The organism is Rhodovulum sp. BSW8 (genome assembly GCF_003314725.1).
In the GTDB taxonomy this organism is placed as follows: Bacteria; Pseudomonadota; Alphaproteobacteria; order Rhodobacterales; family Rhodobacteraceae; genus Rhodovulum; species Rhodovulum visakhapatnamense.
Genome location: NZ_QNVX01000012.1, coordinates 80,985 through 95,274, shown reverse-complemented (window position 1 = coordinate 95,274; position 14,290 = coordinate 80,985). Strand labels below are relative to the sequence as shown.

The window sequence follows — 14,290 nt, the reverse complement described above, 5'->3', positions numbered from 1 at the left end:
GACGTCTCCGGTGGGCGGCCGGTCAGGCGGGGTCGGGCGCGGTCATGCCTCGATCCAGATCGTCACCGGACCGTCATTGACCAGCGAGACCTTCATGTCGGCCCCGAACCGCCCGGTTGCGACCGGCACGCCTTCGGCGGCCAAGGCCTCGGCGAAACGCAGATACAGCCGTTCGCCCTCGGCCGGAGGGGCCGCATGCGAAAAGCCCGGGCGGTTGCCGCTGGAGGTATCGGCGGCGAGGGTGAACTGGCTGACGACCAGCGCCGCGCCGCCGGTATCGAGGACCGAGAGGTTCATCTTGTCGGCCGCGTCGCGAAAGATCCGCATCCGCGAGATGCGGCGGGCGAGCTTGTCAGCCTCGGCTTCGGTGTCGCCCGCCATGGCGCAAACGAGGATCATCAGCCCCGGCCCGATCTCGCCGAGACAGGCGCAATCGACCCGGACCGCGGCCTCGCTGACTCGCTGGACCAGCGCCCTCATGCCAGGTCCGCCGCCCAGGGCGGGTTGGCGCCCGCGCGCGCGACGGTGACGGCGGCGGCGCGGATCGCCAGATCCAGCGCGGCCTTCAGCTCCGCCCCCGGCACCCCGTCGGCAAGGGTGTCGCGGTCGAGCCTGCCCGCCCGGGCCAGCCCGGCCAGCAGCCCGGCATTGAAGGTGTCGCCCGCGCCCACGGTATCGACGACCTGTACGGGCGGCGCCGGCACGTGGCATTCGACCCCGGCGCTCAGCGCATCGGCGCCCCCGGCGCCCCGGGTCAGCAGCACCAGCCGCGGTCCCCGGGTCAGAAGCCCCCGCGCCAGATCGCGCGCGTCCCCCGGACCCTCGAGCCAGTGCAGATCCTCGTCCGAGATCTTGAGAATGTCGGCCGCGGCGATCATCCGCGCGATCCGGGCGCGATAGGCGGGCACGTCGGCGATGAAGCCGGGCCGGATATTGGGGTCCAGCATGGTCACCCGCGCCCCGGCCTCGCGCAGGAACAGCGCCTCATAGGCGCTGCCGCAGGGCTCGGCCATCAGCGAGATGCCGCCGCAGAACAGCGCGCGCACCGACGCGGGCAGGGCGGGCAGGTCGGCGGGTGTCAGCATCCGCCCGGCCGTCGCCTCGTCATAGAAGGCATAGCGCGCGTGACCGTCGACCAGCGTCACGAAGGCCAGGGTGGTCGGCCGGTCCGAGCGCAGGCAAAGCCCGGTCTCGACCCCCGAGGCGGCCAGAGCCTCGGCAAGCTGGGTGCCGAAAAGATCGGTCGAGAGGCCTGCGAGAAAGCCGGTCGGCGCCCCCAGCCGGCCAAGCGCGATCGCGGTGTTGAAGACCGCGCCGCCCGCATGCGGGGCGAAAGCGGGCTCGCCCTCGGTGCTGGTCCGGGGCAGCATGTCGATCAGGGCCTCGCCCGCGCAAAGGATCATGGTCGGCTCGCCTCGCTCTGTGGGGGTCAGGCTAGCGCGCGGACCCGGTGGGTGCAAACGGGCATCGCCTACTGCTGCAGCGCGGCCAGATAGCCGATCCCGGCCGCCAGCGCGAGACCCAGCACCACGGCAATGGCGATCTTCCAGGCCGACCAGGGCCGTTCGCCCCGAACCCGGCCGCTGCGCCCGTTGACGACGAAGCGGTAGGTCTTGCCGCGATAGCGGTAGGCGGCCAGCCAGACCGGCAGCAGAACATGCTTGAAGGTGACCGCCGAAACCTGGGTCTCGAGCCGGTCGATCCGCTGGCTGTCGCCGCCGATGTCGAACATCACGTCGCGGCGGATCACCCGGTCCATGGTCCGGCGCGCCTCGGCAAAGCCGGTTTCCAGATCGACCGTGTAGCCTTCGGCCCGGAAGCCCGCCAGATACTGCGGCCGGTAGGGCAGCATCAGCGACAGGTCCCAGGGTTCGAGCGCGTCGGTATAGCGTTTCGGCAGGCTGGTCGCGGCCAGAACCAGCACGTCGTCGAAAAACCGCGCGACCCGGCCCGAAACCGGGGTCCAGCGGATCTTCTGCACCTGCACCGTCTCCGACCGGCCCTCGCGCATCACCCGGCGGGTTTCGTGATAGATCGTGCCCCGCGCGCCGCTGTACTGAGATCTCGTGTCGGCATCGAAGGTCCAGTACGGGACGTAGATGCCCTCCATCCGGCGGCCCTTGCGGGCATAGGCCTGCAACCCGTTCGGCGCGAACCAGAGCCGCCCCAGCCAGTCGGTCATTGCCTTGTGCGCCTCGGCCTCGGACAGCGCGAAGGGCAGCACGCCCTTGGGCTTGATCCGCCGCTGAACCCCGGTTCCGGTGACGACGGGGGTCGCGCAGAACGGGCATTCGGCGGCATGGGTGGCCTCGTCCATCTCGAACTCGGCGCCGCAATTGGGGCATTTGATCTGCCGGACGTCCTGCATCTCGGCCCCCGGCAGCGCCGCGTCGAGCGCCGCGCGGTAGTCCAGCTCGGCCAGCGGCGCGTCCCAGGGGCCGGTGCCCTCGACGGGCTCCTCATGGCCGCAATGGTCGCAGATCAGCCGACCGTCCTCGGGAGAGAATCGCAGGTCTGCCCCGCACTGGTCGCAGGGAAAGCGGTGGTCGGGGGCGGTCATCCCGGGCTCAGACCCCGGGCGGGGGCGGCGGCGGGGCGACGGTGAAAAGCCGGGCAAGCTCGGGCACCTCTTCGGCGCGCTTCCAGCCGTCCTGGCCCTGGGTCCAGACAAAGCTGTCGCGGCGGAAGCTGCCCTCGCCCGCCATCCGTCCCAGCCGGGCCATCGAGAACGGCCCCGAGGTCTGGCCGTTCTCGGCGATGTGCCAGACATGTTCGACCGGCGGCGGGGGCGGGGGGACCGGCATCGCGGCCTCGGCCGCCGGGCTGCGCGGCACCGCGCCCCAGGGGCCGGTCTGGGCGACGCTCTGGGCCATCGCCATGCCCAGGCCCGCGCCGATCCCCGCCGCCATGCCGCCGCCCGCGGGGCTTTGGGCGGCCTCGGTCATGGCTTCGGCCGCGGAATACTGGGTGTAGCGGCCCAGATCGCCCGCGATCCCCATCGAGGTGCGCTTGTCCAGCGCCTTTTCGACCTCGGGCGGCAGGCTGATATTCTCGATGTAGAATTCGGGCATGGTCAGGCCGTAGGCCTCGAGCGTTTTCGACACCTCGCCCGAAATCAGCTTGCCCAGATCGGCGGTGTTGGCGGCCATGTCCAGCACCGGGATACCGGAGGCCGCGATCACGCGGGAAAACTCCTGCACGATGATGTTGCGGATCTGAAAGCCGATCTCGTCCATGGTGAATTCGCCATCGGTGCCGACGATCTCGACCATGAAGCGGGCCGGGTCGGTGACGCGGACCGTATAGCTGCCGAAGGCGCGGATCCGGGTCGGGCCGAATTCGGGGTCGCGCAGCATCACCGGGTTCTTGGTGCCCCATTTGAGGTCGGTGAAGCGGGTGGTGTTGACGAAGTAGACTTCCGACTTGAAGGGAGACCGGAAGCCGTGATCCCAGTGCTGCAGCGTGGTCAGCACCGGCATGTTGTTGGTTTCCAGCATGTAGAGGCCGGGCGTGAACACGTCGGCCAGCTGGCCCTCATGAACGAAGACCGCCGCCTGACCCTCGCGCACTGTCAGTTTGGCGCCGTACTTGATGGCATGGCCCTCGCGTTCGAACCGCCAGACCATGGTGTCGCGGGTGTCGTCGACCCAGTGGATGACGTCGATGAACTCGCCGGAGAGAAAGTCGAAAATGCCCATGGGTCAGGTCCTCCGTGGTGTCCGGGTCAAACTATAGGGCCGGTGCCGGACGCGGCCATGCCGGGCGCCAGAGCGCATGCCTCAGGCGTCGCCCCCCATCAGCTCGGCCGCCATCTGCTCGACGATGGGGCGGGCCTCGGCCGGGGTCATGCCCGGGCGCAGGCGCCGGTCGTAAAGCATCTTCAGCAGCAATTCGTCATGGGGCGTCAGCAGCGCGAATTCCTCGTCGTCGTTGAAGATCGACGGGCGTACCGAGGGGTTGTCATTGGCCAGCCCCAGCCCCTGGGACAGTTCCTCATGCACGCAGGATTGGCGCAGGCGGTCGGGATGTTCGCCGCGGATCACGGCGACGGCGCTGGAGTAGGTGCTGGACTCGCCCTTCGAGAAGGCCAGCACCAGGCAGAAAGTCGATCGCGGCATCACGGCGATCGTGCTTTGGGCGGCGACGTCGATGCCCGGGATCAGACGTTCGAGGTCGGGGCCCAGGCGGCGGCGCTCGTCCTCATTGACGATGAAGACCTGAAAATTGGCCTGTTCGGGGCTGGTCACCCACATCGGCATCCCGGTCACCCGCGACAGTCGCCGGACATAGGCCGCGATCTCGGCCCGGTCCCGGCTGCGCTGGGCGGCCGGGATCGTTGCGCCGAAGGTGATGCCAAAGCGGACAGGTTGTTCCCAGCGCCGGAGCCGGCTTTCGGTCTCGCGCGCCACCAGATGCCCGCCGCGGCTGACATATTCGTCGAAAAGCGCGATCCGCACGAAATTCTCGACCAGCGCGCGGCGGGTGAAAGGCACATCGGTCTCGCCGCCATCGGTCCGCAGCAGGCCGCGCGACAGAAGATCGGCCTGCACCCGGGCGTAATGCCGGGCCAAAGCCTGGCTGTCGGGCGAAAGCTCCGGCTGCACCGCTTCGGCGGGGCGGGCGGCGGGCCGTGTCTCGGGCGGCGCGGGCGCCATCTGACAGCCGGCCAACGCCACGGCAAGGGCGCTGGCCAGCGCCCCCGGCCCGAGCCCCGGCCGAAAGGAAGGGCGCGATTTCGGCGTCACGATGCGGTCAGGCCTCCGGCAGGGCGCCGGCGCCCTGCGCCCGCGACTTGGCGGAGGCGAGGGTGTCGCGCAGCTCTGCCTCCATCTTTTTCAGATCGTCCTCGGCCTGGGCGCGCCGGGTCTTGCCCTCGTCGGCAATGGTCAGGCTTTCCTGGATCGTCGCGATCAGATCGGCATTGGCCTTCTTGACCGCCTCGATGTCGAACACGCCCCGTTCCATTTCCTCGCGCACGGTCCTGTTGGCCTGGCGCAGGTTGGCGGCATTGGCGGTCAACAGCTCGTTGGTCAGGTCGCTGGCCTCGCGGACCGCCAGCGCGGCCTCTTTCGAGCGCTGGATGGTGACCGCCTGCGCCAGCTGGGTTTCCCAAAGCGGCACGGTATTGACCAGGGTCGAGTTGATCTTGCTGACCAGCGACTTGTCGTTTTCCTGCACCAGCCGGATCGAGGGCAGCGACTGCATCGTCACCTGGCGGGTCAGCTTGAGGTCATGCACCCGGCGTTCAAGATCGTCGCGCGCGGCGCGCAGGTCGCGCAGCTCCTGCGCCCGGATCACCTGATCGGCCTCGGGGGCCGCGGCGACCTCGGCCTCCTTGGCGGGGATCTCGGTGGCGTCGAGAGCTTTCAGCTTCTCTTCGCCCGCGGCGATGTAAAGCGCGAGCTCGTCGTAGAAATCGAGGGTCTTCTCGTAAAGCTTGTCGAGCGACTTGATGTCCTTCAGCAGCGTGTGTTCATGGGTCAGCAGCCGGTCGGTGATCGAGTCGATCTGGCCCTGAACCGTCTCGAATCGCGCGACGAACTTGGCGAAGGGCGCAGTGCGCCCCATCAGCTTTTCCCACCAGCTCGCCTCGCGCCGCACGTCGAGTTCGGACACCGAAAAGCCCCGGATCGTGGTCACGATCTCGCGGAGCGAGTCGCCTGCGGGCCCCACGTCCTTGTTGCGCACATCGGCCAGCATGGCCTGGCTGATGGTCTGCAACTCGGCCTGGGCACTGGACCCGAAACCGATGATCGAATTGCTGTCCGACATGTCGATCTCGGCCATGCGGGCGCGGATGGCGTCGGCCACCGGCGGCGCGGCGCCGTCCAGCGGGACCAGATCCCGGGCCGGTTCGGGCAGGACCGCCAATGTCACTTTTTCAACTTCGGCGACGTCCTGCGCCGCCTTCAGGCGATTGTTGTCCGAGCTCATGCATTCTCTCCCGAAATGGGCGCGACGGGCGCCGTGCGGATGCCGTCCCGTTGCAGCCGGTCGCGCAAGACTTCGATCTCGACGTCAAGATCGGTGCGGTCGTCCTGGATCAGTGCCCGGGTGCGGGCGGCGAAATTGTCCTCGAGATCGCCCAGAAGCGCCTCGTAATCCTGGCGGGCGGTGACATCGCGGGTGCGGGCGTAAAGATCGGCGAACTTCACGGTCGCATCGCGCGCGCCCAGCAGATAGACGACCAGATAGCGCCGGGCGGCGGTCAGATCGCGCGGGTCTTCCTCGACCGTGCGGAACATGTCGCGCACGACCGCCTGAAACCGTTCGACCCTCGCCTCGAGCCCGCGGTCGCCGGCGCGCCGGATCGCCTCGGACATGGTCGCCAGGTGCTTTTCGGCCTCTTCGATGGCGCGCGCCACGCGGTCCTGCTGAAAGCTGTCGATGCCTTCCATTCCCTTGTCGCCGAGCGGATCGAGGCCGAAGGCAAAGCTGTGGAGCGCGGTGCCCAAGACGGCATAGATCGCCGGGGTCAGCCAGTCGCCGCCGCCGATCCCCGCCAGCAAGAGCCCCGCGCCGGTGAGACCCGAGCCCAGGATCTTGCGCGGCAGCGCCGGGCGGCGGGCCACCTTGCGGGCGGCCCAGGCATCCTCGGCCCGCAGCCCCTCGCGGGTCAGCCAGGCGGCAAGGATCAGCACGCCGAAGGCGCCAAGCGTCAGTGCCAGCCCCGCCGGGTCGGAAAAGAAGGCGCGCGGCAAAAGCGGCAGGGGCGCGAAGAACATCGCATTGGCCCGGCCCGCGGCCCGTGCCGGACGCCGCCCCTGGAACGGATGGCGGGGCGGGGCGGCCGTCTCGGGGCCGGGCGTGCCGGGGCTGTAGCGGCCGCCGAACCGGTTGGCCATCACGCGCCCCCCATGACGGCCACGTAGAAGACCAGCGCGATCAGCAGGAAGAACGACAATTTCTGCAACCCGGTGCCCGACATGATCCCCTCTGTCTTCACGGCCTTCCCTTATACATGGGATGCGACGCGGCTGTTAAAAGCAAGTGTCGGCGGGTTTTGCCGATCAGCCGGGCGGAGCCTTGCCGCGCGGCCGCATCGGCCGTGCGGCGCCGGGCGTGCCTGCGCCCCGGGGCGGCTTTCGGCCCGCGACGCCGTCCGGCGTCTTGGCCGAAGCTGGCCCCTCCGACCGGCGCGGGGTCTTTGAGCCCGAAGGCTTCGGGCCGCCCGATTTGGCGCCCGGCTTTGACCCCGGGGTCTTGGGAGCACCTGGTTTTCCGGTGCCCGATCTGGGGCGGAGGGATCGCGGCCGGGCGGTTGCCTCGCCCTCGGGGCTTTCTAGCCCCAGCTGGTCGCGCAGCACGCGGCCGCGGATTTCCTCGACCTCGCCCGCCTTCAAAGCGCCAAGCTGGAACGGGCCATAGCTGATCCGGATCAGCCGGTTCACGGTCAGTCCGACAGCCTCCATGGCGCGGCGGATCTCGCGGTTCCGGCCTTCGCGCAGGCCGACGGTCAGCCAGGCATTGGCGCCCTGCTGGCGGTCGAGCGTGACCTCCATCGGCCGGAAGCTCTCGCCCGCGATGACGATGCCCTCGCGCAGCGGGGCAAGCGTGGCGTCTTCGGGCGTGCCCTTGACCCGGACGCGGTACTTGCGCAGCCAGCCGGTCGACGGCAGTTCCAGCCGCCGCTTGATGGCGCCGTCATTGGTCAGAAGCAGCAGGCCCTCGGAATTGAGGTCGAGCCGTCCGACCGACATGACGCGGGGCATGTCCTCGGGCAGCTTGTCGAAGACCGTCTCGCGGTCCTTCTCGTCCTTGGCGGTGGTCACGAGGCCCGCGGGCTTGTGATAGAGCCAGAGCCGCGGCCGGTCGGCCGCCGCCAGCGGGGCGCCGTCGACGGCGATCCGGTCGGCCGGCGTGACGTTCAGCGCAGGGCTTGCGATCCGGCGGCCGTTCACCGTCACCCGCCCGGCGGCGATCATCCGCTCGGCCTCGCGCCGCGACGCGAGCCCAGCCCGCGCCAGGATCTTGGCGATCCGCTCGCCCTCTTGTCCGGTCTTGTCCATGGGGGGGGTTTACGCCGGATCGCGGGGCGGGGGAAGCGGCTTGCGCGGGCGACGGGGGCGCGGCATGAGGGAGAGATGAGCCCGTTTCGCAGCCATATGGACAGGGCGCTGGCCGAGGCCCGTGCCGCGGCACGGCGGGGCGAGGTGCCGGTGGGCGCGGTGGTGGTCGCGCCCACCGGCCGGATCGTGGCGGCGGCGGGCAACCGGACCCGGGAACTGGCCGATCCGACCGCCCATGCCGAGATCCTGGCCCTGCGGGCGGCCTGTGCGGAGGCCCGGTCGGAACGGCTTCCGGGCTATGATCTTTACGTGACGCTGGAGCCCTGTCCGATGTGTGCCTCGGCCATCGGGCAGGCGCGGATCGCGCGGCTCTATTACGGGGCGGCAGATCCGAAATCGGGGGGCGTTGCGCATGGGGCGCGGGTTTTTGCGCACCCACAGAGCCACCATGTGCCGGAGGTCTATGACGGCATCGCGGAAGCCGAGGCCGAGGCCCTGCTGAAGGCGTTTTTCGCCCCGCGCCGGTGATCGGCGCGCGCGGGCCGCCGAAGGGCGCGATTTTTCTGCGAAAAATCGTGGTTGCCCGCGACGAGGCAGAGGAGGCCCTATAGCTCGATCGGCACCAGGACCTCGGGTTCGATCACCCGGACGCCGGGCAGGTTCTGCTTAAGCGCCTCGGCGGACTGCTCGAGAATCGGGAAGGTGCGGTAATGGCAGGGGATCACTGTCTTGAAATGGAAGAAAGTCCGGGCCGCATAGGCCGCACGCTTCATGTCCATGGTGAAATGCCCGCCAGCGCAAAGCAGCCCGATATCGGGTGCGTGCAGATCATTGAAGATCTCCATGTCCGCCATCACGTCGGTATCGCCGCTGACATAGATCACATGGCCCTCGCCCGCGATCATGAAGCCCGATTCGGTGCCGGTATAGACCGGGCCATCGGGGCCCTGGACCGAGGAGGAATGGGTGGCGTTCACCATTGTCACCGCCACATTGCCAAGCCGGACCGTCCCGCCCTTGTTGAAGCCGATTACCGCGATCCCCTCGCGGGACTCCCACCAGCTCATCAGATCGAAGATGCCGACCGCCGGGATCGACAGCTCGCGCGCGATGGCGATGGTGTCCGCGACATGATCGAAATGGCCGTGCGTGACCAGGACATGGGTCGCGCCGCCGATGGCCTCGGCCCGCCGCTCTTCGGGGAACATCGGATTGCCCACGAGCCAGGGGTCGATCAGCAGGATCTGGTCCTCGATCTCGATACGGAAGCCGGAATGCCCGAGCCAGGTGATCTTCATGTCGCGTTCTCCTCTGCCGCGCCGCCCCCGCCCCCGGGTTTCCCCCTTTGCCGCGCTGGCCGCGTGCTCCATGATTGCCGGGAAAAGTAACAGAGCGGAGCCGGTATGCCCATGGACTGGACGCGACAGATCGACGCCTATTGCGAGCGGACCGATTTCACCTTCTGGGCCGAACCGGTGAATGCCGCGACGAATGCCGCATTCGTTCTGGCCGCGCTGGTGATGTGGCGCCGCTGTGACGGGATGCCGTTGGGCCGCGCGCTGGCGGCGGTGCTGGCAGTGATCGGCGTCGGCAGCTTTCTCTTTCACACCCTGGCGACCGAATGGGCCTCTATGGCCGATGTCCTGCCGATCCTCTGTTTCATTCTGCTTTATGTCTTCGTGGCCAACCGCACCTATTGGGGCCTCGGGCTCTGGCCCGCGCTGGGGCTGACCGCGCTCTTCTTTCCCTATGCCGCCGTCACGGGCCCACTGTTCGGGCGCCTCGGCTGGCTTGGATCGTCGGCGGGCTATGCGCCGGTCGCGCTGTTGATCCTCGTCTATGCGCTGGCTCTGGTCCGCCGCCTTCCAGAGGTCGCAGCGGGGCTTGGCCTTGGCGTTGGCTTGCTGGCGGTCTCGCTCACTTTCCGCACCATCGACCTGCCGGTCTGCGCGGCGCTGCCGCTCGGGACGCATTTCGTCTGGCATCTTCTGAACGCAGTGATGCTGGGGTGGATGATCGAGGTTTACCGGCAGCATGTGCGGCGCGCGTCCAGGGGGGCCGTCCCGGGCTGAGATCCCTCAGATTCCGGTCCTGCGGACCGGCATCGGACCGGATGCGCACCGACCGGGCAGGGCCGACGGGCTGCCGGTCAGATCCGGCGGTGCCGCCGACCCGGCAGGTCCGATCTGTCGAGATGCCTCGCGATCCGGCATTCCTGCAGAAATGTCAGTGCCCGCGAGCCCTTGAGCGCCGCCGCGATCTCGGCTTCGGGAACGTCGGCCTCGATCGCAAGAATGGCAAGAGGGATACGCGTTCCTCTGATACGCTCCAGCACATCCATGCCCGACATCTCCTCCAGCGCGGGATCAAGGCAGCATGGCACAGTCTTCAGTAGAATTAAAACGTGAGATTTTAAAAAACAGACATCCAAGAACGCCACCTCCTGTTAATGTCATATAAAATAATGCCCCATCTCGCTCTGCAAGTCTGGCATTCCGGAGCGAAAAACGGATTGCTGGCGCAAACGCCGCAAATTGCAAAAGGTTAAAATGGAATTGTTGGACAAATTCCCCCTTCTTCGGAAGGGGAAGTCTGCGGCCCGGGCATCGGTCGACCCGCCGGAGGGACGGTTCCTCCGGCGAATCGCTGTCCCGGGCGTCAGCCGGGCATGAAGACGACGGTTTTGTGACCGTTCAGCAGAACCCGGCGCTGCAGATGCAGCCGCACCGCCCGCGCGAGCACCCGGCTTTCGATATCGCGTCCGACCGCAACGTAATCCTCGGCCGAGAGGGCATGGTTCACGCGCTCGGTCTCCTGCTCGATGATCGGCCCCTCGTCGAGATCGGCGGTCACGAAATGCGCCGTCGCGCCGATCAGTTTGACCCCGCGCTCATGCGCCTGGTGATAGGGTTTCGCGCCCTTGAAGGACGGCAGGAACGAGTGGTGGATGTTGATCACCCGGCCCGACAGCGCGCGGCTCAGCTTGTCCGAAAGCACCTGCATGTAGCGCGCCAGAACCACCAGCTCTGCCCCGGTTTCCTCGACCAGGTCGAGCACTTTCCTTTCCTGCTCGGCCTTCGTGTCCTTCGTCACCGGCCAGCAATAATAGGGAATGCCTGCCGCCTCGGCCGTGGCGCGGCTGTCTTCGTGGTTCGAGACCACGGCGACCACGTCGGCCTCCATCCAGCCGACCCGGATCTGATAGAGAATATGCAGCAGCGCATGGTCGAATTTCGATACCATCAGGATGATCTTCGGCCGCCGTTCGGCATCGACCACCTCGGCGTCCATGCCGTAGCCGTTGATGGCGGGGGCCAGTCGGGCGCGGATCGCCTCGGCCTCGGACGGGGCCTGCGTGTGGAACGCGACCCGCATGAAGAACCGGTTGCTTTCGGGATCGCGGAACTGGGCGCTGTCCTGGATGTTGCCACCAAGCGCGGTGACCGCATTCGCGACGGTGGCGACGATCCCGGGCTGGTCGTCGCAGGTGAGCGTCAGGATGAAATGTGTCGAGGCCATCGGCGGAATCCTTGCCTGAATGTCTTGAACGCGCGTTTCGGCGCCTTGCGTTATGGAGAAAGGCCCGGAGCGAGTGCAAGCGCCATTCCCCCGACGCCGCTTTGGGTCCCGACCGCGACATTGGCTGGCGCCTTGCGGGGCCGGGGGGCTCGGCGCCCGGGCACGCTCTTGCAGCATGCGCGGCAGACGGCTAAACGCGGGGGCGAATTTCTCGATCAAGGAAAGGCGGCCCCATGTCCATCGACATCGACACCGCGCGGCGGGTGGCGCACCTCGCCCGGATCGCCGTTCAGGAAGACGACCTGCCGGCGCTGGCGCAGGAACTGTCGGGCATCCTGACCTTCATGGAACAGCTGAACGAGGTCGACGTGACCGGCATCGAGCCGATGACCGGTGTCACCCCGATGCGGCTGAAACGCCGCGCGGATGTGGTGACCGACGGCGAGATGCAGGACCGGATCCTGGCCAATGCGCCCGATGCGCGCGAGGGCTTCTTCGCGGTTCCCAAGGTGGTGGAGTAACGCCATGAGCGATCTGACCAGGCTGACCATTGCCGAGGCGCGCGACGCGCTGCGCAAGGGCGAAACCACTTCGGTCGCGCTGACCGAGGCGTATCTTTCGGCCATCGACGGCGCAGGAGCGCTGAATGCCTTCGTCCACAAGACCCCCGAGATCGCGATGGACCAGGCCAGGGCCGCCGATGCCCGGATTGCGTCGGGCGAGGCGCCCGCGCTGTGCGGCATGCCGCTGGGGATCAAGGATCTGTTCTGCACCAGGGGCGTGGCCTCGCAGGCCGCCTCTAAGATCCTCGAGGGCTTCCGGCCCGAATACGAATCGACCGTGACCCGGAATCTCTGGGATGCGGGCGCGGTCATGCTGGGCAAGCTCAACATGGACGAGTTCGCCATGGGCTCGTCGAACGAGACCAGCACCTATGGCAACGCGGTCAATCCCTGGAAGGTCGACGACCGGCAGCTGACGCCGGGCGGCTCTTCGGGCGGCTCGGCCTCGGCGGTTGCCGCAGATCTTTGCATGGCCGCGACCGGCACCGATACCGGCGGCTCGATCCGCCAGCCCGCAGCCTTCACCGGCATCGTCGGCATCAAGCCGACCTACGGGCGCTGCTCGCGCTGGGGGATCGTGGCCTTCGCCTCGTCGCTGGATCAGGCCGGGCCGATGACCAAGACGGTGCGCGACGCCGCTATCATGCTGGGCGCGATGTCGGGCCATGACCCGAAGGATTCGACCAGCGCCGACATTCCGGTCCCGGATTTCGAGGCGATGCTGACGGGCGACATTCGCGGCAAGAAGATCGGGATCCCGAAGGAATACCGCATGGAGGGCATGCCCGCCGAGATCGAGAAGCTCTGGGCCGACGGCAGTGCGATGCTGAAGGATGCAGGCGCCGAGATCGTCGAGATCAGCCTGCCGCACACGAAATACGCGCTGCCCGCCTATTACGTGATCGCGCCCGCCGAGGCGTCCTCGAACCTCGCGCGCTATGACGGGGTGCGCTATGGCCACCGGGCCAAGCTGGGGCAGGGCGACGGCATCGTGCAGATGTACGAAAAGACCCGCGCCGAAGGCTTCGGCAAGGAGGTCCAGCGCCGGGTGATGATCGGCACCTATGTGCTGTCGGCTGGCTTCTACGACGCCTATTACAACCGCGCCCGCAAGGTCCGCGCGCTGATCAAGCGCGATTTCGACGAGGTGTTCGCCGGCGGCGTCGATGCGATCCTGACGCCCGCGACGCCCTCGGCCGCCTTCGGTCTGGGCGAGATGGCCGATGCCGATCCGGTGGCGATGTATCTCAACGACGTCTTCACCGTGACCGTGAACCTCGCCGGTCTGCCGGGCATTTCGGTGCCCGCGGGGCTTGACGCGCAGGGCCTGCCGCTGGGGCTTCAGCTGATCGGCCAGCCCTGGGGCGAGGGCGATCTGCTGAACACCGCACATGTTCTTGAACGCGCCGCAGGATTTGTTTCCAAGCCCGCGAAATGGTGGTAAGGCGCGCCGGATCACTGGGATCGAAACCACGAGCAGGATGGACCCGATGCGTGCCGTGACCTCCGCGATGGCGCTTCTGGCGCTGGCCGCGTGCAATACGCAACTGCCCGATTCCGCGGCCGGAGTCGGGTTCGACAACTACGCCGATTACAGCGCCCATCGCGAGGGTGTGCTGCAGGGTACGGTCTCGGCCCAACCGCTTGATGCGGCGCCCGCGCAGGGCGTCGTGACCGAGATCACCGGCGGGCCAATTTCGGCGGTCGAGAGTTCCGATGCCACCGCCATGCCCGGCGCGCAGGCTGAAAACCATGCCGGGATCTCGGACGAACAGAGCTTCGCCGCCGTCAGCGCCCGCGAGACGATCGCCAGCGACCGCGAGCGGCTGGAGCAGCAGCGCGAGCAATATACCTTCATCCAGCCCGAGCCGCTGCCCCCGCGCCAGGGCGGCAATGGCGCCAGCATCATCGAATATGCGCTGAGCACCACCAATCCGCTCGGCCAGCAGGTCTACAAGCGCGGCCGCGCCGTTGCGCCCGAAACCCTGGCCCGGCGCTGCGCCAAGTACGGCTCGGACGATCACGCTCAGGAAGCCTTCCTCAAGAATGGCGGGCCCGAGCGCGACCGGCTGGGGATCGACCCCGATGGCGACGGCTTCGCCTGCTACTGGGACCCCTCGCCGTTCCGGCTTGCCGAAAGATAACCGCGTGACGCCGCTCTGGCGTCCCTCGCCCAATTGTGGCGCCCGGCGTGGCGGC

Annotated in this window: 16 protein-coding genes; 5 read left to right on the top strand and 11 right to left on the bottom strand. The window is 68.0% G+C overall.

Annotation, left to right across the window (positions count from 1 at the left end):
- Positions 1-42: 42 nt before the first annotated feature.
- The 8 genes from dtd to DSD19_RS08725 all read right to left on the bottom strand — a co-directional run bounded on the left by dtd (position 43) and on the right by DSD19_RS08725 (position 8,009).
- Entirely contained in the window at positions 43-480 is a 438-nt protein-coding gene (gene dtd / locus DSD19_RS08760; RefSeq protein WP_113669297.1) for a D-aminoacyl-tRNA deacylase, read from the bottom strand.
- Entirely contained in the window at positions 477-1,403 is a 927-nt protein-coding gene (locus DSD19_RS08755) for a carbohydrate kinase (protein ID WP_113669296.1), read from the bottom strand. The genes dtd and DSD19_RS08755 overlap by 4 nt, the downstream gene beginning before the upstream one ends.
- A 68-nt stretch (positions 1,404-1,471) precedes the next feature.
- Entirely contained in the window at positions 1,472-2,560 is a 1,089-nt protein-coding gene (locus DSD19_RS08750) for a TFIIB-type zinc finger domain-containing protein (RefSeq protein WP_113669295.1), read from the bottom strand.
- Between the two features lie 7 nt (positions 2,561-2,567).
- On the bottom strand, positions 2,568-3,698 hold the full coding sequence (locus tag DSD19_RS08745; protein WP_113669294.1) for an SPFH domain-containing protein: 1,131 nt from the start codon (positions 3,696-3,698) through the stop codon (positions 2,568-2,570).
- 81 nt (positions 3,699-3,779) lie between these two features.
- Positions 3,780-4,655, bottom strand: a complete 876-nt coding sequence (locus DSD19_RS08740) for a DUF2927 domain-containing protein (protein WP_113669293.1) — start codon at positions 4,653-4,655, stop codon at positions 3,780-3,782.
- Between the two features lie 97 nt (positions 4,656-4,752).
- Positions 4,753-5,934: a toxic anion resistance protein gene (locus DSD19_RS08735; RefSeq protein ID WP_113669292.1), complete on the bottom strand. Its 1,182-nt coding sequence runs from the start codon at positions 5,932-5,934 to the stop codon at positions 4,753-4,755.
- A complete protein-coding gene (locus DSD19_RS08730) occupies positions 5,931-6,845 on the bottom strand; it encodes a 5-bromo-4-chloroindolyl phosphate hydrolysis family protein (protein ID WP_113669291.1) in 915 nt (304 codons plus the stop codon). Before DSD19_RS08730 ends, DSD19_RS08735 begins: the two co-directional genes overlap by 4 nt.
- A gap of 165 nt (positions 6,846-7,010) precedes the next feature.
- Positions 7,011-8,009, bottom strand: a complete 999-nt coding sequence (locus tag DSD19_RS08725; protein ID WP_113669290.1) for a pseudouridine synthase — start codon at positions 8,007-8,009, stop codon at positions 7,011-7,013.
- Between the two features lie 75 nt (positions 8,010-8,084).
- Between DSD19_RS08725 and DSD19_RS08720 the strand changes: the two genes are divergently transcribed.
- Positions 8,085-8,537 carry a nucleoside deaminase gene (locus DSD19_RS08720; protein ID WP_113669289.1) on the top strand — a complete coding sequence of 151 codons (453 nt, stop codon included), beginning with the start codon at positions 8,085-8,087 and terminating at the stop codon, positions 8,535-8,537.
- 77 nt (positions 8,538-8,614) lie between these two features.
- Here DSD19_RS08720 and DSD19_RS08715 read toward each other — a convergent pair whose 3' ends face one another.
- Entirely contained in the window at positions 8,615-9,307 is a 693-nt protein-coding gene (locus DSD19_RS08715; RefSeq protein WP_113669288.1) for a metal-dependent hydrolase, read from the bottom strand.
- A 111-nt stretch (positions 9,308-9,418) separates the two neighbouring features.
- Between DSD19_RS08715 and DSD19_RS08710 the strand changes: the two genes are divergently transcribed.
- Positions 9,419-10,081, top strand: a complete 663-nt coding sequence (locus DSD19_RS08710) for a ceramidase domain-containing protein (RefSeq protein ID WP_113669287.1) — start codon at positions 9,419-9,421, stop codon at positions 10,079-10,081.
- A gap of 77 nt (positions 10,082-10,158) precedes the next feature.
- On the opposite strand, the gene DSD19_RS08705 is transcribed toward DSD19_RS08710, so the two are convergent.
- On the bottom strand, positions 10,159-10,440 hold the full coding sequence (locus DSD19_RS08705) for a hypothetical protein (RefSeq protein WP_133260390.1): 282 nt from the start codon (positions 10,438-10,440) through the stop codon (positions 10,159-10,161).
- Between the two features lie 227 nt (positions 10,441-10,667).
- Entirely contained in the window at positions 10,668-11,528 is an 861-nt protein-coding gene (gene purU, locus DSD19_RS08700; protein WP_075785452.1) for a formyltetrahydrofolate deformylase, read from the bottom strand.
- 233 nt (positions 11,529-11,761) lie between these two features.
- Here purU and gatC point away from each other — a divergent pair, with 233 nt between their 5' ends.
- From gatC to DSD19_RS08685, 3 genes are read left to right on the top strand one after another with little or no spacing between them, the layout of a single operon-like run.
- A complete protein-coding gene (gene gatC, locus DSD19_RS08695) occupies positions 11,762-12,049 on the top strand; it encodes an Asp-tRNA(Asn)/Glu-tRNA(Gln) amidotransferase subunit GatC (protein ID WP_075785453.1) in 288 nt (95 codons plus the stop codon).
- Between the two features lie 4 nt (positions 12,050-12,053).
- The gene (gene gatA, locus DSD19_RS08690) at positions 12,054-13,535 is read left to right on the top strand and encodes an Asp-tRNA(Asn)/Glu-tRNA(Gln) amidotransferase subunit GatA (protein WP_113669286.1); all 1,482 of its coding nucleotides are present in this window, start codon (positions 12,054-12,056) and stop codon (positions 13,533-13,535) included.
- A gap of 46 nt (positions 13,536-13,581) precedes the next feature.
- Positions 13,582-14,235, top strand: a complete 654-nt coding sequence (locus tag DSD19_RS08685) for a hypothetical protein (RefSeq protein WP_113669285.1) — start codon at positions 13,582-13,584, stop codon at positions 14,233-14,235.
- Positions 14,236-14,290 lie beyond the last annotated feature (55 nt).

Excerpts from the sequence above, each read along its gene's own strand:
- dtd (WP_113669297.1), bottom strand. The coding sequence starts at position 480 with ATGAGGGCGCTGGTCCAGCGAGTCAGCGAGGCCGCGGTCCGGGTCGAT.
- DSD19_RS08755 (WP_113669296.1), bottom strand. The coding sequence starts at position 1,403 with ATGATCCTTTGCGCGGGCGAGGCCCTGATCGACATGCTGCCCCGGACC.
- DSD19_RS08750 (WP_113669295.1), bottom strand. The coding sequence starts at position 2,560 with ATGACCGCCCCCGACCACCGCTTTCCCTGCGACCAGTGCGGGGCAGAC.
- DSD19_RS08745 (WP_113669294.1), bottom strand. The coding sequence starts at position 3,698 with ATGGGCATTTTCGACTTTCTCTCCGGCGAGTTCATCGACGTCATCCAC.
- DSD19_RS08740 (WP_113669293.1), bottom strand. The coding sequence starts at position 4,655 with ATGGCGCCCGCGCCGCCCGAGACACGGCCCGCCGCCCGCCCCGCCGAA.
- DSD19_RS08735 (WP_113669292.1), bottom strand. The coding sequence starts at position 5,934 with ATGAGCTCGGACAACAATCGCCTGAAGGCGGCGCAGGACGTCGCCGAA.
- DSD19_RS08730 (WP_113669291.1), bottom strand. The coding sequence starts at position 6,845 with ATGGCCAACCGGTTCGGCGGCCGCTACAGCCCCGGCACGCCCGGCCCC.
- DSD19_RS08725 (WP_113669290.1), bottom strand. The coding sequence starts at position 8,009 with ATGGACAAGACCGGACAAGAGGGCGAGCGGATCGCCAAGATCCTGGCG.
- DSD19_RS08720 (WP_113669289.1), top strand. The coding sequence starts at position 8,085 with ATGAGCCCGTTTCGCAGCCATATGGACAGGGCGCTGGCCGAGGCCCGT.
- DSD19_RS08715 (WP_113669288.1), bottom strand. The coding sequence starts at position 9,307 with ATGAAGATCACCTGGCTCGGGCATTCCGGCTTCCGTATCGAGATCGAG.
- DSD19_RS08710 (WP_113669287.1), top strand. The coding sequence starts at position 9,419 with ATGGACTGGACGCGACAGATCGACGCCTATTGCGAGCGGACCGATTTC.
- purU (WP_075785452.1), bottom strand. The coding sequence starts at position 11,528 with ATGGCCTCGACACATTTCATCCTGACGCTCACCTGCGACGACCAGCCC.
- gatC (WP_075785453.1), top strand. The coding sequence starts at position 11,762 with ATGTCCATCGACATCGACACCGCGCGGCGGGTGGCGCACCTCGCCCGG.
- gatA (WP_113669286.1), top strand. The coding sequence starts at position 12,054 with ATGAGCGATCTGACCAGGCTGACCATTGCCGAGGCGCGCGACGCGCTG.
- DSD19_RS08685 (WP_113669285.1), top strand. The coding sequence starts at position 13,582 with ATGCGTGCCGTGACCTCCGCGATGGCGCTTCTGGCGCTGGCCGCGTGC.